The organism is Novosphingobium sp., from assembly GCF_039595395.1.
Lineage (GTDB): Bacteria > Pseudomonadota > Alphaproteobacteria > Sphingomonadales > Sphingomonadaceae > Novosphingobium.
Genome location: NZ_JBCNLP010000001.1, coordinates 1,492,461 through 1,516,555, shown reverse-complemented (window position 1 = coordinate 1,516,555; position 24,095 = coordinate 1,492,461). Strand labels below are relative to the sequence as shown.

Below are 24,095 nucleotides of genomic sequence, written 5' to 3'. Positions count from 1 at the left end.
ATGTCCGTTTCAGGAGCAAAACCATGCGCATTCGCCGGATCATCGAATCTCTGCTTGCCATCGCCCTGTCCTTTCCTCTTGTCGCCGCATCCGCCGCGGGTGAAGACCTTCCCAAGCTTGGTGCCGATGCGAAACGGGTCTCTATTTCGGGACTGTCGTCCGGGGCCTTTATGGCGGTCCAGTATGATGTCGCCTTTTCCGCCAGCACCATCGGGGTGGGCGTGGTGGCGGGCGGCCCCTACAATTGCAGCTATGTCAATATGGGCGGCATCACCACCTGCATGCAGGGCAGCCCGCTGGGCGCGGCATCCTACAATGCGGCCATCGGTTTTCAGACTTTGGGCAAGATCGACCCGATTGCCCATGTCGCGAAACAGAAGGTCTATCTCTTCAGCGGCACCAGCGACAGTGTGGTGAAGCAGAGCGTGATGGATGCGGTGCGCGACTTCTATCAGATGCTCAAGGTGCCTGCCGCCAGCCTGATCTATGTGAACACCACCGATGCCGGGCATGCCTTTATCTCGCAGGATTTCGGCAATGGCTGCAACACCAATCAGGCGCCCTATGTGAATGAGTGCTCGGTGGGAGGGGCGCTTTACGATCAGCCCGCGGCGATCCTCGGCCATATTTACGGCACGCTGAAACCCAAGGCCAATGCGCTGTCAGCCCAACCCATCGCCTTCGATCAGACGCCCTATGCGGGGCCGACGAGCAGCATGGCATCGACGGGTTATCTCTATGTCCCCGCCGCCTGCCGGGGTGCGGGCGCGAAATGCGCGGTGCATGTGGTGTTCCACGGCTGCCTGCAGAGCGCGGAAAGCGTGGGCGATGCGGTCTATGCCAAGCTGGGCTACAATGAATGGGCCGACACCAACGGGATCATCGTGCTCTATCCGCAGGTGAACAAGAATGTGGTGCCGGTGAACCCCAATGGCTGCTGGGACTGGTGGGGCTATAGCGGGCTGGATTTCCAGACACGCAGCGGCACGCAGATTGCCGCCATCCACGCGATGGTAAAGACACTGACCAGCCAGTAATCACGCAACGTTCCGGCACAAGCTGCCTTACCGCCGGGAGACGTCATGGGAGCGCGAGGGTGTAACACCCTCGCACTTTCCTTGCTTTTTAATGACAGGCGTAAGTCCCCAAAGCCGCCTTCCGCTCCAGATCCGGCCTCTGAGCCATGACCAGAGAGGCCGCCGGAACACTGAGCCCAGCCAGTTGCTCGGCCACCAGATTGGCCATGGCGCGGGCGCCCAACTCGTTGAAATGGGTGTCGTCATGCTGGCCCTGCGGGAAGGCGGGATAGGCGCCGACGGCAAGGTTCATGTAGAACTTGCGCGCACCCTCAGGGCCCATGCGATCGATCATGTTGCGGGATGCGCCTTCCAGATCGATCAGCGGCGTGTTGGTGCTGGCGGCCAGTTCGCGCATCACGGCGGAATAGTCGGCGAAATCGGCTTTCGACTTGCCTGCCTCGTCGAAATTGCGGCGGGCGACGGGGGTCACCAGCACCGGGTTTGCCCCGGCCCCGCGTGACTGCCAGATCATGCGCAGCAGATTGTCGCGGAACATCGCCGGGTCGGCAAAGCGCTCGGGCTTGGCCTTGGTGGCGTCATTGTGGCCGAACTGGATCAGCACTGTGTCGCCGGGCTTGATCTCGGCCATCAGGCGGTCCCAGCGGCCCTCGGCGATAAAGCTCTTGGTCGAGCGCCCGCCGATGGCACGGTTGAGCACCACGGCGCCCGGCTTCATCCCGCAGGCGAGGAACTGGCCCCATCCCGCTTGCGGATAATGCACCACATCATAGGTCTGCACCGTGGAATCGCCCGCGACCAGAATGCGCGGGGGCGCGGCCTCCTGAGGTGTTGTTTGTGCTTGCGCAGTACTTGCCAACAGCGCCAGAGCGCCAAGCCAGATCCTCATACTTTCACCTCATTTTTGCCCCATAGCTGGTCATAGGACCAGCCGGAGAGATCCTCGACGATATCCCGGCTTTCCGGGCTGATCGGTTCGCGATGACCACTGCGCAGATGTTCGATTTCCTCCATCAGCACGGCATGGGTCGCGCGGCTGAGGCGGAAGCGGCGCGAGATCACCACCCCCAGCACCAGCATCGCCCATGTGCCCAGCGCCATCACCAGCACCACGGTGAGGACGGCGCCCGGCGTCTGCACATCGGCCTTGGGTGCAAAGCCGCCCCAGTCCATCAGCAGGCCGACAAAGGCGACGGCGGCGGCTTGGGTGGCCTTGCGGATAAAGGTCATCACACCGGCAAAGGCGCCCTCGCGGCGGCGGCCCGTGACGATTTCATCGACATCCGCCATATAGTTGTAAGTGGCCCATGGGATGTAATTGAGCGCCCCGCGCCCCAGCCCGACCAGCCCCATGCCAATCCAGATCCAGCCCGAGGTGGCGGGCAGTCCGGCGCGCCACAGCAGCACCAATGCGCCCACGCCCAAAGCAAAGCTGAGCGCGGCGATCCGGTAAGCTCCGGCAGGTGTGGCGCGCAGGGCCATGCGGATCGCCATCAGCACCGCCACAAGCTGCACGATATACATCGTGCCCAGCAGCGCCGAGGCCGTCTGCGTGCTGCCCGCCAGAGCGAAGATCACAAAGAAGGTGAAGGCCGCGTTGAAGATGTCCTGGCTGATATAGCCGCCCAGATACATGCCCAGATGCAGGCGAAAGGCGCGGATGCGCAAAGTAGAGGTGAGGTTCTTCCACAAGCTGGGGCGGGCCGTCACCACGCGGGCGCTTTCGGGGCGATGCCGCTCCCAACTGAAGGCATAGAGGAATCCCGCCGCCGCCATAAACAGCAGGGAGAACAGCCCCCCCATGGCAAAGAAGGTCATCGGGCTGTCGCGCCCCAGCCAGTTGATCAGCCACAGCGGGAGAAATCCCGCTAAAATCGCAGATCCCTGCGCGAACAGGATGCGGATGCCCGCGAATTTGGCCTTGGTGGCAAAGTCGCTCGACATTTCGGCGGCCAGCGTCTCGTAAGGGATCACCTCCAGCGCATAGGTCAGCTCGAAGAGCACATAGGAGACGAGGTAGAACCAGAAATTCTGCCCCGGCCACCACATCAGCGCAAAGGAGGGCAGCAGCGGAATCGCCGCCAGAATGAAGAAGCGCCGCCGCCCGAATTTCTGCCCCAGCCAGAAGCGGTCGAAGCTGTCCGACAGATGGCCGATGGTGGGCGAGGCAAAGGCATCCAGCACCCGCGCCACGGCGAAGATCAGCGCCGCCTCGCCCGCGCTCAAGCCGCAGAATTTGGTGTAGAAGATCAGCACCCAGGCGGAGATCACCGCCATCGATCCCGCGCCCAGCACGTCATTGGCACCATAGGCCAGATAGTTGACGGTCTTCACCTGTCTGGGGGTGGGTCCACCCATGCTGCTCGATCCTCTTGCCCGTGGCTTGGTCTGCGACAGCATTGCGTCGCAGGTCTGTGACATTTTTCACATTGAGGGATCAATACATACTATGTAAAACAAAACCGACAAGCGGCAAATGACGTGCGAACCGCTTTCTAAGGGAGATGACCGAATGCGTTTCAGTTCCTTGGGTAAATCTCTGATGGTCAGGGCCCTTCTTGCGGGCAGCGTCCTGCTGGCCACCCCTGCCCTCGCCAAGCCCCAGCGCGAATGGATCGATCCGCTGACGCATCACCGCGTGCTGCGCATCAGCGATATGCCCGGCACCTCCAGCCTCTATTTCACCCAGAGCGCCTTCACGCCGCAAGGCGACAAGATGGTGATGAAAACCCCGCAAGGCATCGCGGTCGTCACGCTGAAGGACTGGAGCGTCAAGCTGCTGGTGCCCGGCCCGCAGCTCAACCTGCTGTTTACCGGCCACAAAAGCCGCAACGTCTATTACGCCAGCCGCGCGCGCGACGATGCCGGGCAGACGTTCCAGGTCTATGCCGCCGATGTCGACACCGGCAAGGTGAAGAAGGTGGCCGATGTGGCGGGCGGCTCGATCGGCTCGATCAACGCCGATGAGACGATGCTGCTGGGCCAATACACGCTGCCCCCCGCCAATGTGAACCCGGATGGCACGCTGAAACACCCCGCGCAAAAGGGCGGCAATGAGACCCCCGGCGGCTACACCTATGCCGAAAACCGCCCGGACGGCACCCCCTACACCTATGCCGACGCCAAGACGCGCGCCCTGCACCGCCGCCTGATCGCCAACATCCCGATGGAGATCTTCACCCACAATCTGGTCACCGGCGAGCGCAAGGTGATCGTGGCGTCGAGCGACTGGCTCAACCATGTGCAGTTCTCGCCCACAGATCCGGGGCTGATCATGTATTGCCACGAAGGCCCGTGGCATGAGGTCGATCGCATCTGGACCATCCGCACCGATGGCACCGGCAAGAAGCTGGTCCACACCCGCACCATGAACAACGAGATCGCGGGCCATGAGTTCTTCTCGCCCGATGGCCACACCATCTGGTACGATCTGCAAACCCCGCGCGGCGAGGTCTTCTGGCTGGCCGGTTACGATATCAACAGCGGCAAGCGCACATGGTACAAGGTCGATCGCAACCAGTGGTCGGTGCATTACAACCAGTCGAACGATCTGAAGCTGTTCACCGGCGATGGCGGTGACAGCGAGATGGTCGCCCATGCGCCGGATGGCAAATATCTCTACCTCTTCACGCCCAAGCCCATCCCCGACGATGCCGAAATTCCCACGGCGGATGCGGAGAAGCTGATCGTGCCGGGCACCTTTGCGCAAGAGAAGCTGGTCGATATGCGCAAGCACAATTACAAGACCGAGCCGAACATGACTTTCACGCCCGATGGCAAATGGATCATCTTCCGCGGCCATTTCGAGAATGACCCGGATGAACACGGCACGCATGTCTATGCCGTGGAGGTGGCCAAGGCGCAGTAACAACAAAGGGGCGGCTCGGCAGGCCGCCCCTTTTCACATCAAGGCGTTGGAGGCAGGCTGGCCGGAGCCTCGACCATCCGCACCGGCAAACCGCCCAGCCGGTTCTGCATCGTCACCAGCCTGACCGGCTCGGGCGCATTAGCCGCCTGCCCATCACTGGTCACCGCCAGAGCGATCACATTCGCCCCATGGTGATTGAGAATGCCTTCCGGGATAGGGAAGGTGCGCTGCGGGCCGACATGGGCGATAAACTGCCCCATATTCCAGCCATTGACGAAGATCAGCGCGCGATAATGCTGCGCGGAACGCGGCGTGGACGGATCGCCCATCTGCACCCCGATGGTGGCGTCCTGCCCCCTGGGCACATTCAGGGTAAAGCTGCTGCGATACCAGTTGGTGCCCGCCGGGCCCTGAGCCAGACCCTGCACGCTCTTCCATGCCGCATCGTTGAAGGCAGGCAAATGCCAGCCCATCCTCTCGCCATATTGCCCACCATTGTTGGCAACGCCGCGCGCGCGATCGACGAAATCCTCGCCCCCGGCGCGGCCCTGAATGCGCCATGTGATCGGCACCGAGAAAGACGGCCCGGTCAAAGGCTCGACCGAAGCGGCGATCAGCCCGCGCGCCTCCTTATGCTCATCCGAGGCGGTCAGGTCCCAATTGTGCCCATTGTTGCGCACCATTACCGCCAGCACATGATCACCCGGCGTGCGGGCGCTGTCAGGCAGGTTCAGCGTCAGGCTGCCGGTGGTGATCGGGCGCGGCATGCCCGCAGGCAATTCGCCCTGCCCGATCAGCGCCCCATCGAGGAAGACCTGAGCCATCCCCGCCCCGCCCGCGCCATAGGCCAGCGTGATCTTCTGCGCTTTCGCATCGCCTGCAAAACGCCCGCGATACCAGACATCGCCCTCATGGAAGCCATAGGGGTCCATGGTCATGGTGGGCTGGCCATCGGGCTTTTGCGACTGGGTAGCGTCGCGGCGGTGGTCGATGGTCTGCCAGTGGCTGTCGTCGAAACTGGGCGAGGCCTCGGGAGAACCCGCCATGCTGCGCCATGCCAGTTGCGGCAAAGCCACCGGCGCCGGGCCCGGCAGGCTCCCGACCAGCGCCCCATCCTGCACCTTCATCGCCACCGGGGCGCCATTCCATGTCACCCGCGAGGCCTCGCCCCAGACCCGCAAAGGCCCAGCCGCAATGGTATCGCCCGTCAGCGCCAAAGTGCCGCCCTTCGCCGCCGCATGGCGCACGAGGTTCGGCCCGCAGGCCAGCACGCCATCGGCGTTCCAGCAGGAAGCCCCCACCGCGTCATCGCCCAGCAGCAGGGTCAGCGGCGGGCGGCCGCCTCCGCTGATCTCCACGCTGGCCAGAGCGCCATGGGTGTAATCCAGCACCAGATCGCCACGCGCGGCATCGAAATGGCTCTCCGCACTGCCGTTTACCTTCACCTGAGGCGCGCTGGCATAGCGCAGCACGGTGCGCCCGGTCTCGCCCTTGCGGCCCACCATCAGCAGCAAATCACGCGCGCCTTGATGGATATGGCTCTGGATTTCACTGGTGGCATAGACCAGCCGTTGACCGCCAAGATTCACCCCCGCCACCAGCCATTTGGCATCGTAACCGTTCAACCGCATCTGCGGGACCTGATAGTGCCCATCGGGCAGATCGGCGCTGAAGGTGAAAGGCGTGTCCTCGGTGAGATGACCCTCGGCATGGGCCACCAGCAGGAAGCGCGCATCGCTCTTGGGATTGCGGTTGTGATAGAGGCGGATCGCCTCGGAACTGGTCTTGATCGGCGTGGCCGGAACCATCCCCGCCAGATCTGGCACAGCGGCAATCGTGCCGCCGATCAGCTTCAGCTCGGAAGCCTTGTCGCGCAGAGACCGATCCTCGGCAATGGCCGCGCCATAGTCATAGCTGGTGAAGACCACCGGCGCGGGCAGCCAGCCCCAGCTCGTGCCGCCATAGCCCATATAGATGCTCTGCAGGCTGATGCCGTTGGCCAGATTGGTGCCGTAGAACAGCTTCTGATAGCCAAGCCCACGCTGCACCGCATTGCAGGCATAGTTCCCGTTCGAGCCCCAGTAATCGAACCAGCCCCCGCCGATCTCGGCCAGAAAGCCCGGCGTGTCCGGAGAGGCCGAGGCGCCGCCTTTCGCCCCGCCCTCGCCATAAAAGCCCCAGTCGGGCGCGGGACTGCTGCGCACCACATGGCCATCCGCGGTGCAGGCGCCGCCCGGATAGGCATCGAAGGCATACATATCGTTGGGGCCATGCACCACGCCCGGCACGGGGCTGGCATCGGGCACCCAGCGGCCCTGCCGGCCCGGATCATTGTGAAAGATCGGCACATTGATGCCATCGGCCCGCGTCTTGGCGTAAAGGTGATCCATATAGCGCCGATGCACCGCCGAGGTCTGCGACAGCTCATTCTCGATCTGGTGCAGGATGACGTTGCCCTTGTGGCCCTTCCCATCGCCATTGATCTGATGGCGCGCGACGATGGCATCGATGGCGGTCAGCCACTCATCAGCGGCGGCCATATACTCCCGGTCATCGGTGCGGGCCTGGGCGCGCTGGTTCTGCAACCATCCCGGAAAGCCCCCGCGCGCCAATTCGGCGTTCACATAGGGTCCGACGCGGGTGATGACATAGAGCCCCTCCTCATCGGCCATGGTCAGCAGACGGTCCATATCGCGGATGCCGCTGAAATCCTCCACGCCCTGCTTGGGGCTGTGGTAATTCCAGTCGAAATAGAAGGTGACGGTGTTGAAGCCGCTGGCCTTCATCTTCTGCAGGATATCGCGCCAGAGATCGGGGCTCGGCAGGCGGAAGGGATGGAATTCGGAGGCCCAGATCAGCTTGCGCTGCCCGTCGATCATCAACGAATGGCCATCGAAGGAGACGCGGCCAAAGGTCTTGACCGGAGCCTTGTCATTGACGGTCGGCCTGGCCTGTTGAGCAGCGGCGGGCGAGGCGATCAGGGCCAGAGCGGCGGCTGTCGTCATCAGAATGTTGCGCAAGGTTTTGCCTCCTAGCGAGGGTCAAAAAGAGGGGAAGCAGCGATGGAGAGGCCTTCAACATCGCTTTGGATCAAAGCCGGGCGGGCGTCTGGCGTGGCGTGGCCGGCGTGGAAGCTCTCGATGGTCAGGCCGCGCACATGCCGCAGCCACAGCGCCCATGCGGGTAGCGTGCCGAACATGCTGGGTTCGGGATAGGCATCGGGCACCTCGGGGGGCTGGCGCCGGGCATCTTCAGTGGTGCCGCCGCCCTGATAGGTGAGATGGATGTTGCGCATCGTCACCTCTTCCACCGGATGGCCGGGCAAGCCGGCGATGGCGGCGGGAAAATGGTGATTGATCCCGCTCGCGGTGATCCCGTCCAGCAGGATGCGCCGCATCGCGCCCACTTTGGTGCCCGCAGGCCCGCGCAGCCTTGCCCCCAGCCGCAGGAAGATCGGCGCGGTGGTGACCTCTTCCATGGTCAGGCGGCGGGCGGCGATGTCCTCCACCACGGCGCCGTCGACGCTTTCGATGGCGAGGCCCCGGCTACGCTGGAAGTGGCAGTCCTCGATGCGCACGCGCCGGATATCGCCGTTGGTTTCGGTGCCGATCTTGATGCGGCCTGTCACATGGTCCTGATCGGGTGCCAGTTCCTGCGTGCGCCCATGCGAGCCATCCAGCATCGTGCCCGGATCGAAGCCGGACACCGTGCAATGGCGCACCGCAATATCCTCGCTGGGCATGATCCGCCCAAGGCCAAGGCTGGTCTTGATGACGATGGCATCGTCATTGGGGCTGTTGACGCGGCAATGCTCCACCACGCAGCGCTGCACGCAGTCCAGATCGATGCCGTCGCGCTGGGTGTCGATGGTCAGGTCGCGCAGCACCATATCACTGCAGCCGGTGGCCAGAATGGCGAAATGGCCGCCCCGGTCGATGGTGAAATCCGAGAGCGTCACCTGTCGACATGCGCGCAGAGCGATCGCCTTGTTGCCCAGCCCGACCATCCCGGCGTGGTCCGTTTCCAGAGCGGCGACCTGCGTATCGCTCATGCCCTGCATCGAGAGGGGCCGCTCACCCGACTGCGCCCGCCAGCGCGATCCGGGGCCGTTGCGGGTCAGCCCCTTGCCCTCGATACGACCCGGCCCGGTGATGGCGATCTGAGTGAGGTTGTCGCCCCAGATCAGGCTGTTGTGCCAATGGCTGTGGCCAAAGTCCTGATAGAGCTGCTCCCCATTGTCCTCGGGCCGATCGTAAGCGCCGCCATGCTGCGCGGGATCGGCAGCCTCGATCACCGCGCCCGCCTCCAGATGCAGCGTCACCCCGCTGGCCAGCCGGATCGAGAAGCAGAGGTAGCGCCCCGCAGGCACCACCACCACGCCCCCGCCCGCCTCATGCGCGGCGCGGATCGCGGTGTTGATACCCTGATGCGCCAGGCTCTGCCCATGGTTGGCAGCGCCATAAGCGGTGACATCGAAGCGCTTCATCAGCGCAGATCCAGCACCACCAGCGCCTTGGACGGAACATCCAGCGAGAGCTTGCCATCGCGGATCGTCGCCCCAGTGAAGGCGGCGGGCGCAACACGCGCAGGGGTGCTGAAATCATTCACATCCTGCACCCGCCCGGCGGTAAGAATGCGCCCGGAAACCTGCGCGGCATTCACGCCGGTCAGCGCGATCTCAAGATGGTGCGGCTGGCTGGGATCGATGTTGACCAGCGCCACATGCACCGCGCCATCCTTGCCGCGCACCGCAGAGCCCGTCACGGCGGGCGCCGTCCATTCCTCGCGGTTGTACCATGTCTTGGGCAGGTCGAGCGGCAGGGCCGTGCCATCCTGCCATGGGCGGTAGAGGTCGAAGGCGTGATAGGTTGGGGTCAGCACCATCTTGCCCCCATCGGTCAGGATCATCGACTGGAGGACGTTCACCATCTGGGCGATGTTGGTAATCCGCACGCGCTCGGCATGGTGGACGAAGATGTTGATGTTCACCGCCGCCAGCAGGGCATCGCGCAAGGAGTTCTGCTGATAGAGGAAACCGGGATTGGTGCCGGGCTCCACATCAGTCCAGATGCCCCATTCGTCCACCGCCAGATTGACGCGGCGGGCCGGATCATACTTGTCCATGACGGCGGAATGCGTGGTGAGCAGTTCCTCCATCTTCCATGTCTTGGCCATGGTGGCGGCATAGTCAGTCTCGGTAAAGGCCGTGGCCGAGCGCGAGCCCTTGGGCCCCGCCGGCACGGTGTAGTAATGCAGGCCGATGCCGTCGATCTGCTTGCCGGCCTCGCGCATCATCACTTCGGTCCAGTTGGTGTCGGGGCCGTTGGCGCCGCTGGCCACCTTCTGGATCTTCACCCCATAGGGCGCCTTCACAAAGGTGGCATAGCGCCGCGTGATCCCGGCGGCATCGTCGGGCCGCATATTGCCGCCGCAGCCCCACAGCTCATTGCCGATGCCAAAATAGGGCAGCTTCCATGGCTCCTTGCGGCCATTCTTCGCCCGCTCCTGCGCCAGAGCGCCTTCGGGAGCCGTGATGTATTGCACCCACTCCTCCATGGCCGAGGGTGCATCGCTGCCGACATTGCCCGAGACATAGGCGTCGGCCCCGATCAGCTCGGCAAAGTCCATGAATTCATGGGTGCCGAAGCTGTTGGGCTCGGTCACGCCGCCCCAATGGGTGTTGATGCGGACCGGGCGGTTGGCACGCGGGCCGATGCCGTCGCGCCAGTGATATTCGTCGGCAAAGCAGCCGCCCGGCCAGCGCACCAGCGGCACATGCAGCGCGCGCAAGGCCTCGACCACATCCTTGCGGTAGCCTTTGATGTTGGGGATCTTCGAATTGGGGCCGACCCAGATGCCGCCATAGATGCCATAGCCCAGATGCTCGGCAAACTGGCTGAAGATATGGCGGTCCACCACCGGGCCCGGCGTATCGGCGTGGAGCGTGGCGGTGGTCTCGCTCTGCGCCTGGGCCGTGGAGGCCAGAGCGCTGCCACCCAGCATCAAGGCCATGGCAAGGCGCGCCATCCAGCGTGAGGCAGGACGAATCATGGGGTTCCCCTCTCCAGGATTTATTTTCATATATAGGTATGCTGTCACGTATATTGAAAATCAAGTGTATGTATTGCATAGTCATCGCATGACCTTGACCCGCAAGCTCGCCACAGGAATGATGACGGCCATGCTGTCGATCACTGCCACATCGCTGCATGCCCAGACGCCGCCGCGCCTCTGGCGACTGGACGGCCCGGCCAAGCCCGGCGAGCAGGCGATTGCGCCCGCCGCGCCATGGAACGCGGCGACCGGAGGGTACGAAAGCGATGGCGCGCTCTCCCTGCCGGTGGCGGAGGGCAATTGGCTGGTCACGGTGGATATCGGCAGCGATGCCCATGCGGGCACCACCACCATCAAGGCCGAAAACCGCCGCCTGATGCTCGACCGCATTGCCAGCACCAAGGGCCAGCATGTGGTGAGGCGCTTTGTGGTGCATGTGCATAATGCCACGCTCGGCGCGGTGCCGCTTAATGCGCCGGGCGGGGATCATGTGCGGCTCACCCCGGCGCAGGCCGCGCAGCGCAATTGGGACGACAGGTTGACGCTTGAAGTGCTGGGTCCCGGCGCGGCGGTCCGCTCGGTGAAGGTGGAACCGGCGCAGGTGCCCACCATCTTCACCGTAGGCGACTCCATGGTGGCCGACCATCCCACCGAGCCCACCGGCAGTTGGGCGCAGTTCCTGCCCGCCATGCTGGATGACGGGATCGCCGTCGCCAACTATGCCGAGAGCGGGGCGACGCTCAAATCCTTCCTTGCCGATCTGCGGCTGGACAAAGCGCTCAGCCTGATGAAGCCGGGCGATGTGCTGATGATCCAGTTCGGCCATAACGATCAGAAGGCCAACTGGCCCCAGACCTATGCCGAGGCGGGCACCACCTATCGCGCTTACCTCGCCGCCTATATCGCCGAGGCGCGACGGCGCGGCGTGTCGCCTGTGCTTGTCACCAGCCCGGAGCGGCGCAATTTCGATGCGCAGGGCCATATCGTGCCCTCGCTGGGCGATTACCCCAGGATGATGCGCGAGTTGGCGAAAGAGCAGAACATTCCGCTGGTCGATCTCAACCGCGCCAGCGTCATTTTGTACGAGGCTCTGGGGCCGGAACACGCGCCCGCCATGTTCAACGACGAAGGCCGCGACAAGACCCATTACGACAATTGGGGCGCATGGATGGCCGCGCGCATCGTGGCCGATCAGTTGCGCGGTGCCCTGCCCGCTCTGGCGCGGCATATCACTTCGGCGCCTTTCGATCCGGCGCATCCCGAACAGGCCGATATCGCGCCCAGCGCCGCGCATTCCAGCCAACGCCCTCTCGGCAACTGACGACAAAAAACCGCCGGGAGTTGCCTCCCGGCGGCATAGTTCCACGCAGGGAGCGTGATCTTAGAACTTGGCGTTCACACCAAAGGTAATGGTGCGACCGGTGCGCGTGTCGAACAGCGGGTCCTGACGGCCGCTGTCGATGTAGAGCACGTTATGCGTGTCGGTGATGTTCTGGACATCGACCGTCAGCTTCACGATCTTGTTGAGATTAAAGCTGGCCGAGGCGTCGATATAGGTCGTGCCATGGTTGCCCAGAATGTCGCTGTCATTGGCGCCCGAGGGGATCTGGCGAATGAAGGGCCCACGATAGCTGACCGTGCCGCGAATGCTGAACAGCTTGTTTTCATAGAACAAGGTGCCGCTGGCCGTATCGGGCGACATGTTGACCAGATTGGCGGTGGTCGAGAGCGTCGATGTGGCGCTGCTCTGCAGCACGTAATTCACCCGCGAGGCGACATGGGTGTAATTGGCCAGCAGGCCGAAGTTCCTCGCAAAGCCCTTCAGGAAGGTGAAGGGCAGTTGCAGATTGGCCTCGACACCGTTCAGCGGCCCGCCCGGCGTGTTGACCGAACGCGTCACGGTGAACAGATCGGTCGGCAGCGTGTTGGAATTGAGCAGCAGCGTGTTGGGCAGACCCAGTTGGGTATAGGGCACCAGCGTGTTGACCGACTGGATATAGGTGCTGATCTGCTTGTGGAAATAGGCCACCGACAGCAGCGATCCGGGGCGGAAATACCATTCCAGCGCGGCATCGAAGGTCGTCGCACGGATCGGATCGAGATAGGGGTTGCCGATGCTCGCCGTGCGCGTCGTGGCATTGACCGAACCGCCCGAGGGCAGCACCGCCAGTTCGGGGCGGCTCATCACCTTGGCGGCCGACAGGCGCATCAGCAGGCTGGGGCGCAGCTCCAGCACGATGTTGGCCGAGGGCAGCCAGTCGGAGTACTGCCGGTCGACGATCGCCGGGATCGCCACGGTGGGATAGGCCCCGCCGGTGGTGGCGGTGGGAATATAGCCCACCGTATGCTGGCGCGTGTTGACGAAGCGCACGCCCACATCGCCGCGGATGGGAATGGGCAGACTGTCAGGCAGGTCGAACTGCTGCATCACGAAGGCGCCCAGCTCCTGCTCGCGCACCTCGGGCGAGCCATTGCCGCATTCGATGCCGCAGAAGGTGAAACTGTTGTAGCCGACCGCCTGCTTCCACTTCTCGATATCGGTGGCGGTGAAGCTGGAGAGCGCGCCGGGATTGAGCAGCGTGTTGAGCCCGGTGATCTGATAGGTGAAGGCCGAGGTGCTGACGCCCGCCGGCAGCGCCGTGGTCGCCTGATTGGCGGGCGCAATGCCCAGCACGCGGTTCTTGAAGGCGCTTTCGCGGAACTGGCCGCCGAACTTCAGCTTGAAATGGTCGCTCCAGGCCCAGGTGAAGCTGGTGTCATAGGTCAGGTTTCGGGTGGTGACGTACCAGTTGCGGGTGTTGAAATTGCCCAGCACCGTGCCGTCGGCCTTGCCCGGCGCATAGGAGAAATTGGCCGGGTTCGAGACATCGATGCCGTACTTCAGCACCGGGATGGAGCCACCGCCCCGGAAATCGATCGAGAAGGGCGCGTCGATGGCGTCGAGGTTCACCGTCAGTCGCTCGGGATTGTCGAAGATCGACTTGGACCAGCCGCCCATCACATCGACGGTCAGCCTGTCGCTCAACTGATGATGCAGCGTGATGTTGGCCTGACCGAAGGTGGTGGTGAAGCGGTCCACCAGACTCTCGGAACGCAGATCGACGCCATTGAACGCGCCATAGAGCAGCGAGCCGTTCGACTTGAGCTGAATGTCCGTCACCGAGGTCATCGGCTGGCCATTGTTGCTGCCGTTGCGCGCGAAGGAGAGCGCATCGATGTAATTGTCGTGCCGCGTGACCTTGTAGCGGCTGAACAGACCGTCGATGACGATCTCGGTGCGGTCATCGGGTTTCCACTGCAGCGAGAGCGATCCGCCCATGCGCGTGGCATCCTGCACCGAGTTCAGATAGCGCGGAATGCGCGGCAAGAACACGCCGCCGCCCGGCAAGCCCGAAGGCCCCGTCAGCGACTGGATCTGATTGTAGGCCGAAACGCTGCCAGTGCGCGGATTGCCGGTGGAGCAATTGGCGGCATCGGTGCCCTTGAGCGCGCTGGTCGCCGGGTTCTGCGGGGTGACGCCGATGGGCGAGCAGAAGCCGCCGTTCACATAGGTCGGCAGGATGTTCACCGCCGAATAGCCGACCTCGCGGATGTTGCGGTGGCTGTAGGAGAAGGTGCCCAGAATGCCCAGCGTGCCATCGCTGTTCTGCTTGGAGATCAGCAGCGAGACGCGCGGATCGACCTTGCGGCTCACCTCGTTCCACACGCCCTTGGCCGAGATGGTGGCGACGAAGCTCTTGTGGAAGTCGAGCGGATGCGGGGCCTTCAGATCGACCGTGGCACCCAGCGAGCCTTCTTCCACGTCGGCCGAGGGCGTCTTGCGCACCGCCAGTTCGGAGAAGATTTCGGTGGGGAAGACGTTGAAGTCGAAGCTGCGCCCGGTGTTGCCCGCGCCGTAAATGTCCGAGGAGCCGGTCTGCGCCGTGCCCTCCATGCCGTTGAGGCGCACGCGGGTGAAGGCGGCGCCAAGACCGCGCACGGCGATGTTCTTGCCCTCGCCGCCGTCGCCGCGGGCCAGAGCGATGCCCGGCACGCGCTGCATCGATTCAGCAAGGTTGGAATCGGGGAACTTGCCGACATCCTCGGCCTTGATCGCATCGATGGCGGCGGCCGACGCGCGCTTTTCCTGAAGCGCGGCGGTCAGCGAGGAGCGGAAGCCGGTGACGACGATATCACGGTCGCTCACCGTGGAGGGCGCCGTGGCCGGAGCCTGCGCTTCGGCCTTGTCCTGCGCCATGGCCGGTGCGGCCAGCACGGTGCTGCCGGCCAGCCCGGCGATCACCAGTGCGATGCGTGAAATGGGCGCCATACGGGAAATCGTCAGGCCTGTCATGGCCCGGCGGCCGGTGGATGGACGGAATCCCCCCTGTGTCGATTGCCCCAAAACATCCTCCATTTTTATGGCCTCTTTTATGGCCTTGCCCCCGGCGCGTACCCCCCTGTTGAGTCGCGTCCGGCAGTCCGGCATCACCATGAATAGGTATGAAAATCTGGCGATGTCAACGCATATGTTGCAACATGATTTCACATTGAGGAACGCAAATGTGAAACTGTTGACGTTGCAGGAGATATTTTTTGCCTCCTTTGCGTGACAGCATTTCACATAGCGCGCACCGCCGCATTTTCAGCCCGATTGCCGTCCCCGCAGAAACGCCCTATATCCGCCACCATGAGCGACAAAGACATCTCCCCCCAGTCTGAGGCCGGGGACAGCAGCGAAACCACCATCAAGGGCGCCCAGACGCTGATGCGCGCCCTCGACATTCTCGACGAGGTGATCGACAAGCCGATCCGCGCCGCCGATCTGGCGCGCAAGCTGAACATGAACCGCACCACCGCGCATCGCCTGGCCCATGCGCTGCGCATGCGCGATTACCTGTCTGTCACGCCCGAGGGCTTCACGCTGGGGCCCAAGCTGCTGCAACTGGGCGCCTCGGCCAGCGAGCAGACCGATTATGTCCGCATCGCCCGCCCCCGCATGGAGGCGCTGTCGAACAGCACCGGCTTCTGCGTCTTCATCGGCAACCGCGAGGGCAACTGGTCGCGCCATCTCGACCGCATCACCGGGCGCCAGCGATTGCGCGTGGCAACGGCGCCGGGCGACCGCCGCCCCATCGCGGAAACGGGTCTGGGCAAGGCGCTGCTGCTCGACGACACCGAGGCGAGTTGGAAGAAGCTGTGGAAGCAGGCCCATGCCGATGCCGTCAGCGACGAGCAGATCGCCGATTTTCTGGAGCGCATGCGCCGCTACAAGGCCGACGAACTGGTCCGCCATGACAGCGAGCTGGGCGATGGCGTGCGCTCGATCGCGGCGCCGGTGCGCAATGCGCGCGGGGCGATCGTGGTGGCGATCAGCATCGCCAGCGCCGCGACCTATCTCACCGACGACATTGCCGAGGATCTGGCCGAAGGCGTGCGGCAATGCGCTCAGGAGGTGAGTGCGGCGATCGGCTGGCGCCCCGACCGCTGAACCGGGCCCTGCCCTGTTTCGAACGGTTTTTGAATATCTTGCGGGGTGGATCGATGATCTCCCCGCTTGCCTCGCGCCGATAAGGGGCGCACACCTCTGCGCATCAAGCGTTGCCAGACCGGGGGAATCACCCGGCCACCCATGGCAACGCGATAAAACACATATGTGAAACGACGCGAGCGGAGAGGAGCCACATGCGTTTCATCGATCATCTGATCGCCGGGGGTACACCCGGCGAGGGCGCCGTGCATGGCGCCAACGACAAAGCCGCCGTGCATGGCGCAAACACCACGGCCACGCGCAAGGGCCCGGTCTTCAACCCCTCGACCGGGGCGCTGCAAGCGCAGGTCGCGCTGGGCGATGCCAAGCTGCTGGACCATGCCGTCAAGCAGGCTTTGGCGGCGCAACCCGCCTGGGCCGCCACCAACCCGCAACGCCGCGCCCGCGTGATGTTCGCCTTCAAGCAACTCATCGAGCGCGACATGCAGTCGCTCGCCGAATTGCTGGCCAGCGAGCATGGCAAGGTCGTCGCCGACGCCAAGGGCGACATCCAGCGCGGCCTTGAGGTGGTGGAGTTCGCCTGCGGCATCCCCCATGCGCTGAAGGGCGAATACACGCAGGGAGCCGGGCCGGGCATCGATGTCTATTCCATGCGCCAGCCCGTCGGCATCGGCGCTGGGATCACGCCCTTCAACTTCCCCGCGATGATCCCGATGTGGATGTTCGCCCCCGCCATCGCCTGCGGCAATGCCTTTATCCTCAAACCCAGCGAGCGCGATCCCTCGGTCCCCGTGCGCCTCGCCGAGCTGATGCTGGAGGCCGGCTTGCCCGAGGGCATCCTGCAGGTGGTGCATGGCGACAAGGAGATGGTCGATGCCATCCTCGACCATCCCGCCATCGGCGCGGTCAGCTTCGTGGGCTCCTCCGATATCGCGCATTACGTCTACGAACGCGGCGCGCATAATGGCAAGCGCGTGCAGGCGATGGGCGGCGCCAAGAACCACGGCATCATCATGCCCGACGCCGATCTGCCCCGCGCGGTGGACGATATCGTCGGCGCGGCTTTCGGCTCGGCGGGCGAGCGCTGCATGGCGCTGCCCGTGGTGGTGCCGGTGGGCGCAGGCACCGCCGAAAGGTTGATCGACACGCTGCTGCCCGCCATCGAGGGGCTGAAGATCGGCACCAGCCTCGACCCTGCCGCCCATTACGGTCCGGTGGTCTCCGCCCAGCACAAGGGCAAGATCGAGGACTGGATCGAGCGCAGCGCGGCAGAAGGCGCGAAGATCATCGTCGATGGGCGCGGCTTTACCCTGCAGGGGCATGAGGAAGGCTTCTACCTCGGCCCGACGCTGATCGACCATGTGACGCCCGACATGGACTCCTATCACAATGAGATCTTCGGCCCCGTGCTGCAGATCGTGCGTGCGCCCGATTTCGAGAGCGCTCTGGCCCTGCCCAGCCGCCACCAATATGGCAATGGCGTGGCGATCTTCACCCGCAACGGCCATGCCGCGCGCGAATTCGCCGCCAGGGTGAATGTCGGCATGGTGGGCATCAACGTCCCGATCCCGGTGCCGGTGGCCTATCACACCTTCGGCGGCTGGAAGCGCAGCGCCTTTGGCGACACCAACCAGCACGGCATGGAAGGCGTGCGCTTCTGGACGAAAATCAAGACCGTCACCGCGCGCTGGCCCGACAGCACGCCCGAGGGCGGCAACGCCTTCATCATCCCCACCATGAGCTAAGGAGAACCATCATGCGGATCGGTTTTATCGGCCTTGGCAATATGGGCGGAGGGATGGCGGCCAATCTGGTGAAGGCAGGGCATGAGGTTCATGCCTTCGACCTTTCGCAGGCGGCGCTGGATCATGCGCATCAATCGGGCTGCATTGTCGCGGCCAGCACGCGCGAGGCGGTGGCTCAGGCCGATGCGGTGGTCACCATGCTGACCAATGGCGCGACGGTCAGCGCGGTCTATGGCGCCGACATCATCGGCCATGCGCCGACCAGCGCGCTGCTGATCGACTGCTCGACCATCGATGTCGCCGCCGCGCGCGAGGTGGCCAGGCAGGCGCGGGAGACCGGCTATGCCATGATCGACGCGCCGGTTTCGGGCGGGATCGCCGGGGCTCAGGCAGGCACGCTGACCTTTATGGTCGGCGGGGATGAAGAGGCTTTCGCCGTCGCCTCCCCCCTGCTGAACGCCATGGGCAAGACGGTGATCCATGCTGGAGACAGCGGCACCGGCCAGGCCGCGAAGATCTGCAACAACCTGTTGCTGGGCGCCAGCATGGCCGCCACCTGCGAGACTCTGGCGCTGGCCGCAAAGCTGGGGCTGGATCTGCAGACCTTCTTCGACATTGCCTCGAAGGCGTCTGGCCAGTGCTGGTCGCTCACCACCTATTGCCCGGTGCCGGGCGTGGGGCCGGTGACGCCTGCGGACCGGGACTATCAGGGCGGCTTTGCCAGCGCGCTGATGCTCAAGGATCTGCGGCTGGCCCTGGCGGCGGCGCAGGATGCGGGCTCCAGCGTCCCCATGGGACAAAAGGCCGAGGCGCTTTACGCCGCCTTTGCCGAAGGCGGCCATGGCGGCGAGGATTTTTCGGCGCTGATCAAGACCTTCTGAGAAGGTAGCGCCGAAAACCATCGCTTTCCCTTGCTCGATACCCCGAGTCATGCAACACAATGTGAGATAGTATTTCACATTGTGTTGCATTCGGCACATATGCCGGAGCGGGGAGAACAAGGCGATGCCGACATTCGACAAGCGCTCCCTGCTGCTGGGCTCCGCCGCGACGGGGCTGTCGCTGGCCCTGCCGGGACGGGCATGGCCTGCCGTCTTTAAACCCCACACCTATGGCCTCGGCAAGGATGGCGCGCCTGCGCTCAATCTGATCAGCCCTCCCGCCGCCCAGACTGCCGACAGCATCGCCCTGCTGTGGGACAAGCCTGCCGGGCTGTCGGTCGAGAGCTATGAGGTCCATCTGGGCCCAAGGCTGGTGGCGACCACACCCCATACCGATCACACGCTGCATGGGCTGGAGCCGGGCAAGCTCCATGATTTCCAGATCCGCGCCCGCCTTGCCTCGGGCAGCGTGCTGCGCAGCGATGTGCTGCAACTGGCAACGAAACCCAAGCCCATCACGCTCGACATCACCCGCTTCGGCGCCATCGGCGATGGCAAGACCCTCAACACCAAGGCCATCCAGCAGGCGATCGATGCCTGCCCGCAAGGTGGCGTGGTGAGGATCCCCGCTGGCACCTTCCTCTCCGGCGCGCTCTTCCTCAAAAGCGCGATGACGCTGCATCTCGACAAGGGCGCCCTGCTGCTGGGCAGCCCGGAGGCGAGCCATTATCCGATCATCACCTACCGCTATGAAGGCATCGAGAGACCCTGCCACGCCAGCCTGATCGGCACGCCCGAGGCCAAGGGGCAGCGCTGGCACGACATCGCAATCACCGGCGAAGGCACCATCGACGGCAACGGCATCGCCCTGAGGCAAAGCCAGAACGCAGCCCAGCAAGGCGGGAAAGGCCGCGTCATCTCCATCCGCGACACCGATGGCGTCTATCTGCAAGGCGTCACCGTGAGGCAGTCGCCCTTCTGGTGCGTCCATCCGGTCTATTGCACCGGCCTCACCGTCAACGGTGTGAGCATCCATACCAAATATGACGCCTCGGGCACGCCCTACCCCGGCATGGTCAATGGCGACGGGCTGGACCCGGATTCCTGCCGCGACGTGTTCATTGTCAATTGCCATATCGCCAGTCAGGACGATGGCATCGCGCTCAAATCGGGCCGTGATGCGCCGGGGCGCGCAGTGGGCATCCCCACGCAGAACGTCCGCATCAGCCATTGCCGCTTCACCAGCGGCTTCGGCGTGGCGATGGGCAGCGAGATGGCGGGCGGCCTGCGCGACGTGCTGGTCGAGGATTGCCAATTCGAGAACACCTTCAGCATCGCCAGCGTGAAGGCCCCTCGCCCGCGCGGCAATGTGATCGAGAACATCACCTATCGCGACTGCACCCTGGTCAACCACAGCACCGAGCATCACGATGGCCGCTATTTCCGCGGCGCGCTCTATGTCGACCAGTTCTACGGCGTGGCCGAGCCCGACCTCCACACGCCCCAGCCCATCGACGAGGGCACGGCACTGATCCGCAATGTGCTGTTCCAGAACATCACGCTGGAGACGGTGGGCGGCCATGCCATCTATCTGGCGGGCCTGCCCGAACGCCCGCTGGAGGGCATCAGGCTGGAGAATGTCACCGCCAAGGGGGTCTATGGCCTCTTCGCCTGCAACATCCGTGGGCTGAAGCTGGACAAGGTCTCGGTCGAACCGCGCTTTGGTCAGGCGATGCAGATGATCAATGTGGAAAGCTGACCTTCACGCATCTCTCAGCCGGATCGTGTTGCGCCCCCCGCTCTTGGCTTCATACAGCGCGATATCCGCGCTGCCGAGCAACTGGGTCCAGCCTTCCGGTTCGGGGATGGCGGTCCAGCTTGCCCCGATGCTGACGGTCACCCGCCCGCTCGGAGCAGGGGATGGCAGGTCGAGGTTGAAGACGGCGGTGCGCATGATCTCGGCCAGACGCCCGGCCTGAGCAGCATCGCTGGCGGGCAGGATCGCCACGAACTCCTCGCCGCCATAACGCGCCACCAGATCGGAGGCACGGGTCGCGCAGCCCGCCAGGGCACGCGCCACCTCGCGCAGGCGACGGTCGCCTTCGGGATGGCCCAGCGTGTCGTTGAGCAGCTTGAAATGGTCGATGTCGATCATCAGCAGCGCCAGACCATAATTCATGCGCCGCGCCCGCGCCCATTCGCGCTGCAGTGTCTCGTCGAACAGGCGACGGTTGGGCAGACCGGTCAGCGCGTCGATCTGCGCCAGATTTTCCAGCCGGTCGCGCTCCTCCAGATTGCGCAGATGGGCCAGCACATTGCGCAGGCCATAAACCAGCGTGGCCATGGCAAAGCCCGCCACCGCCCAGTCCGAATGCCGCCGCAGCAGCGCCGAGGCCACCGCCAGCAGCATCGCGGGCAGCATCAGCGGGCTGAGCGCATGGACGATCCGCTCCAGCCGCAGCGGCACTTCGGCGTTGCGGCCCGGACGCCGCCGGATATGCGCCACGGTCAGCATCAGCCCCACGAAGGGCAGATCAATCACCAGATCGGCCAGCCCGCCATATTCGGCGCTTTCCTGCGTGTGATTGATAAAGCCCGCCGCCGCCATATAGAGGAAGGCAAAGAGGGTCAGCGCCCCGAAAATCTCGCGCTCGGCAGCGCGGCGGCTGGCACAGAAACGGGCCAGAGCAAAGAGCGCGATAAACAGATTTTCCAGATCGAGGATCAGCAGCAGGCTGGCCAGCCCTTCCGGATTGGTGCCCGCCATGGTGGCGACATTGAAGATATAGGCAAAGAACAGCAGCCCCAGCGACAGCGCCAGCGCCGCATCGACCAGCCGCACCGGCCAGCTTTCATCGGCGGGGCTGGCGGTGACGAAGATCAGCGGCACGCCATACAGCACGAAGCACAGCAGGCTCAGGCTGGATTCGTCATTGGCATGGCCCAGCATCAGGCGAACCAGCAGATTGCTGAGCATGCCGCAAGACCACAGCATCAGCCCCGCTGCGAAGATCATCCAGCGCCGCGTGCCGCTCTCCCGCGCGCGCTTCACGCAGACAAGGGCTGTCACCAGAGGGATCAACATCAGAAAGGCCAGCGAGATCGTCTCGCCGCGTGACGGGAAGAGCTGCGACAGCAGGCCATGGCCCAGCAGCAGCAACGCCGGAAGGCACCATTCGGCCGATCGGCTTCGGAGCACCGATCCGGCACCGTCATGGATCAGCGGTGAAGATACATCCATGCCTGCAGCCTATCCCGTCCCCTGTCTGCCTCGACTAGCAGCAAGGGGTAACGAAAAGGTGCATGGGCCATGGGGCCTTTGCCCGCCCCTGCGCCGCTCAGGGCTTGAATCGCATGGCTTTGAGCGCGGCGGGGTCCTCCGGCAGAGGGCGCGGCCCGGCAGGCTCGCCATTGGCCTGAAGGAGATAGGCGACGATAGCGATATTGTCCGCCGCGCTCAGCGAACCGGGCGCGAAAGCGGGCATGGCGCGATGGAGGTAACCGGCAAGGCTGGCCAGATCGCCCCCAGCCCAGTTGCGTGCAAAGCGCCCCACCAGCGCGGGCGTATCGAAATCCCCCGCCAGATCAGCCTTGTGGCACATGGCACAGGCCTGAGCATAGACCTGAGCGCCATGCGCGGCCTGCTCGGCAGTATAGCGCCCCGGTTGCGTGTCCGGCCCCGCCATCACCGCCCCTGCCCCCATCAGTCCGGCCAAGGCGGCCACGATCATCATGCCCTGTCGCATCGCGCTCACCCTTGCCTGAAGCCTGCGAAGGCCTTGCGGATCACCTCGACGGCGGCCTCGCTTTCGGCGCGATCGGGCAGTTCGGAGCTGTTGCCCAGCCCTTCCATATCGCCCAGCCCGTGGAAGGCCTGGATCATCAGCCCATCACTCTTCGAGAGCGCCGAGACATTGTTGGTGTAGAGGCCGTAATGCACCTCGGCCTGAGGGATCAGCCATGCCGTCTGGCCGCGCACCGGGATCAGCGTGGCATCGCGCCACCAGTCGCGCGCGGCATAGCCGGGGCAGTTGATCACCACCTTTTCCTTCAACTGCGCCAGTTCGCCGGGCTCGTGGAATTCGCGGATTTCGATCCTGCCGCCGTTCTCCAGAAACTCCTGCATCAGATAATGGCCATAGCTGGCGAAGTTGAAGAACATGTTCGAGCCCCGCCGCACATAGGGCGCGGCAAAGGGCGTGCTGCCCGGCTCCATGGTTTCGACGGCGGGGGTGATGTCCTCGATCCGATCAGAGTAGCTGGCGAACTCGCTGCTGTCCTGAGGCATGCCGGTGGAGGCGTAATCGCCCTTGCCCGGTGGCGGCGCTTCCTCCTCATGGGCGACATGCGGCCTGTCTGACAGGCGGTAATTGTCGGAAAAATCGACCGGATTGCCCGGCAGGCCGAGATAGGAGCGGAAGCTCTTCCAGGAAAAACGCGCCATCCGCTCCCACAGCGGGCCGAAATTCTCTCCGGCAGGCTTGGTCAGCGCGATGCGCGAATCCGGCGTCCAGCTGCCATTGGCCCGCACCGAGCGGGTGCGCGAGAAGACCTCCTTGGTGTAGATCGTCACCTGCATGCCCGCGCGTTGCGCCATCACCGCGCTGGTGAGGCCGATGATACCGCAGCCCACCACCGCGACACGATCCGGCAAAGCCGCAGCCGCCTTGGCCACGGCCACCTCCGCCGATCCCCAAGACAGCGACCAGCCGCTGCCGCCATGGCCGTAATTGTGGATGACCAAAGTGTCGCCCAGCCGCTCGGCATCCAGACGCGGCCCCTGCGGGCGGAAGGGGCGCAGGCAGACCTTGATGTCGGTGATGCGGTCGACGCTGGCGCGCATCGGCATCAGCACCTCGCGCCCGCCGATGACTCTGGCCGTGGCGAGACCCGGCCCCGCCCCGGCACAGCCCGACAGCGACATCAGCCCTCCCGCCGCCAGAGAATGCCCCAGAAGGCGGCGGCGATCGAAGGGCCTGTCGAAGGGCATCGGCATCCTGCTTTTCATGAGCGTCCCCTGTGGCCGCTCCGCCGGTATAG

16 protein-coding genes are annotated in these 24,095 nt (G+C 64.3%); 7 read left to right on the top strand and 9 right to left on the bottom strand.

From position 1 onward, the window contains the following. Nucleotides 1–23 precede the first annotated feature (23 nt). Complete coding sequence (locus ABDW49_RS07185) at nucleotides 24–1,037, top strand: PHB depolymerase family esterase (protein ID WP_343610768.1); 1,014 nt, start codon at nucleotides 24–26, stop codon at nucleotides 1,035–1,037. Between the two features lie 88 nt (nucleotides 1,038–1,125). On the opposite strand, the gene ABDW49_RS07180 is transcribed toward ABDW49_RS07185, so the two are convergent. Both ABDW49_RS07180 and ABDW49_RS07175 read right to left on the bottom strand, forming a co-directional pair. Continuing rightward, the gene (locus ABDW49_RS07180; protein ID WP_343610766.1) at nucleotides 1,126–1,926 is read right to left on the bottom strand and encodes a rhamnogalacturonan acetylesterase; all 801 of its coding nucleotides are present in this window, start codon (nucleotides 1,924–1,926) and stop codon (nucleotides 1,126–1,128) included. Then, a complete protein-coding gene (locus ABDW49_RS07175) occupies nucleotides 1,923–3,395 on the bottom strand; it encodes an MFS transporter (RefSeq protein ID WP_343610764.1) in 1,473 nt (490 codons plus the stop codon). The genes ABDW49_RS07180 and ABDW49_RS07175 overlap by 4 nt, the downstream gene beginning before the upstream one ends. Nucleotides 3,396–3,549: 154 nt before the next feature. Between ABDW49_RS07175 and ABDW49_RS07170 the strand changes: the two genes are divergently transcribed. Beyond that, nucleotides 3,550–4,905 (top strand): oligogalacturonate lyase family protein, encoded by a 1,356-nt coding sequence (locus ABDW49_RS07170; RefSeq protein ID WP_343610762.1) that lies wholly within the window; start codon nucleotides 3,550–3,552, stop codon nucleotides 4,903–4,905. 38 nt (nucleotides 4,906–4,943) lie between these two features. Here ABDW49_RS07170 and ABDW49_RS07165 read toward each other — a convergent pair whose 3' ends face one another. The 3 genes from ABDW49_RS07165 to ABDW49_RS07155 are packed head-to-tail and all read right to left on the bottom strand — an operon-like array spanning nucleotide 4,944 to nucleotide 10,956. Further along, the gene (locus ABDW49_RS07165; protein WP_343610760.1) at nucleotides 4,944–7,925 is read right to left on the bottom strand and encodes a beta-galactosidase; all 2,982 of its coding nucleotides are present in this window, start codon (nucleotides 7,923–7,925) and stop codon (nucleotides 4,944–4,946) included. A gap of 11 nt (nucleotides 7,926–7,936) precedes the next feature. Continuing rightward, nucleotides 7,937–9,391, bottom strand: a complete 1,455-nt coding sequence (locus ABDW49_RS07160; protein ID WP_343610758.1) for a glycosyl hydrolase family 28-related protein — start codon at nucleotides 9,389–9,391, stop codon at nucleotides 7,937–7,939. Beyond that, complete coding sequence (locus ABDW49_RS07155; protein WP_343610756.1) at nucleotides 9,391–10,956, bottom strand: alpha-L-arabinofuranosidase C-terminal domain-containing protein; 1,566 nt, start codon at nucleotides 10,954–10,956, stop codon at nucleotides 9,391–9,393. The genes ABDW49_RS07160 and ABDW49_RS07155 overlap by 1 nt, the downstream gene beginning before the upstream one ends. A gap of 130 nt (nucleotides 10,957–11,086) precedes the next feature. Between ABDW49_RS07155 and ABDW49_RS07150 the strand changes: the two genes are divergently transcribed. Continuing rightward, the gene (locus tag ABDW49_RS07150) at nucleotides 11,087–12,280 is read left to right on the top strand and encodes a rhamnogalacturonan acetylesterase (RefSeq protein ID WP_343610754.1); all 1,194 of its coding nucleotides are present in this window, start codon (nucleotides 11,087–11,089) and stop codon (nucleotides 12,278–12,280) included. A gap of 60 nt (nucleotides 12,281–12,340) precedes the next feature. Here the strand turns inward: ABDW49_RS07150 and ABDW49_RS07145 are convergent, their stop codons facing one another. Next, nucleotides 12,341–15,268, bottom strand: a complete 2,928-nt coding sequence (locus ABDW49_RS07145) for a TonB-dependent receptor (protein WP_343610753.1) — start codon at nucleotides 15,266–15,268, stop codon at nucleotides 12,341–12,343. 360 nt (nucleotides 15,269–15,628) lie between these two features. Between ABDW49_RS07145 and ABDW49_RS07140 the strand changes: the two genes are divergently transcribed. The 4 genes from ABDW49_RS07140 (at nucleotide 15,629) to ABDW49_RS07125 (ending at nucleotide 20,814) form a co-directional block, all read left to right on the top strand. Beyond that, complete coding sequence (locus ABDW49_RS07140; RefSeq protein WP_343610751.1) at nucleotides 15,629–16,429, top strand: IclR family transcriptional regulator; 801 nt, start codon at nucleotides 15,629–15,631, stop codon at nucleotides 16,427–16,429. Nucleotides 16,430–16,623: 194 nt separating this feature from the next. After that, nucleotides 16,624–18,174: a CoA-acylating methylmalonate-semialdehyde dehydrogenase gene (locus ABDW49_RS07135; RefSeq protein WP_343610749.1), complete on the top strand. Its 1,551-nt coding sequence runs from the start codon at nucleotides 16,624–16,626 to the stop codon at nucleotides 18,172–18,174. Nucleotides 18,175–18,185: 11 nt separating this feature from the next. Further along, complete coding sequence (gene mmsB / locus ABDW49_RS07130; protein ID WP_343610747.1) at nucleotides 18,186–19,055, top strand: 3-hydroxyisobutyrate dehydrogenase; 870 nt, start codon at nucleotides 18,186–18,188, stop codon at nucleotides 19,053–19,055. A 124-nt stretch (nucleotides 19,056–19,179) separates the two neighbouring features. After that, a complete protein-coding gene (locus ABDW49_RS07125) occupies nucleotides 19,180–20,814 on the top strand; it encodes a glycoside hydrolase family 28 protein (RefSeq protein ID WP_343610745.1) in 1,635 nt (544 codons plus the stop codon). 3 nt (nucleotides 20,815–20,817) lie between these two features. Here ABDW49_RS07125 and ABDW49_RS07120 read toward each other — a convergent pair whose 3' ends face one another. The 3 genes from ABDW49_RS07120 to ABDW49_RS07110 form a co-directional block, all read right to left on the bottom strand. Continuing rightward, nucleotides 20,818–22,296 (bottom strand): GGDEF domain-containing protein, encoded by a 1,479-nt coding sequence (locus ABDW49_RS07120; protein WP_343610743.1) that lies wholly within the window; start codon nucleotides 22,294–22,296, stop codon nucleotides 20,818–20,820. 97 nt (nucleotides 22,297–22,393) lie between these two features. Then, nucleotides 22,394–22,801 carry a cytochrome c gene (locus tag ABDW49_RS07115; protein ID WP_343610740.1) on the bottom strand — a complete coding sequence of 136 codons (408 nt, stop codon included), beginning with the start codon at nucleotides 22,799–22,801 and terminating at the stop codon, nucleotides 22,394–22,396. Nucleotides 22,802–22,806: 5 nt separating this feature from the next. After that, nucleotides 22,807–24,063: an FAD-dependent oxidoreductase gene (locus ABDW49_RS07110; RefSeq protein ID WP_343610738.1), complete on the bottom strand. Its 1,257-nt coding sequence runs from the start codon at nucleotides 24,061–24,063 to the stop codon at nucleotides 22,807–22,809. Nucleotides 24,064–24,095: the final 32 nt, after the last annotated feature.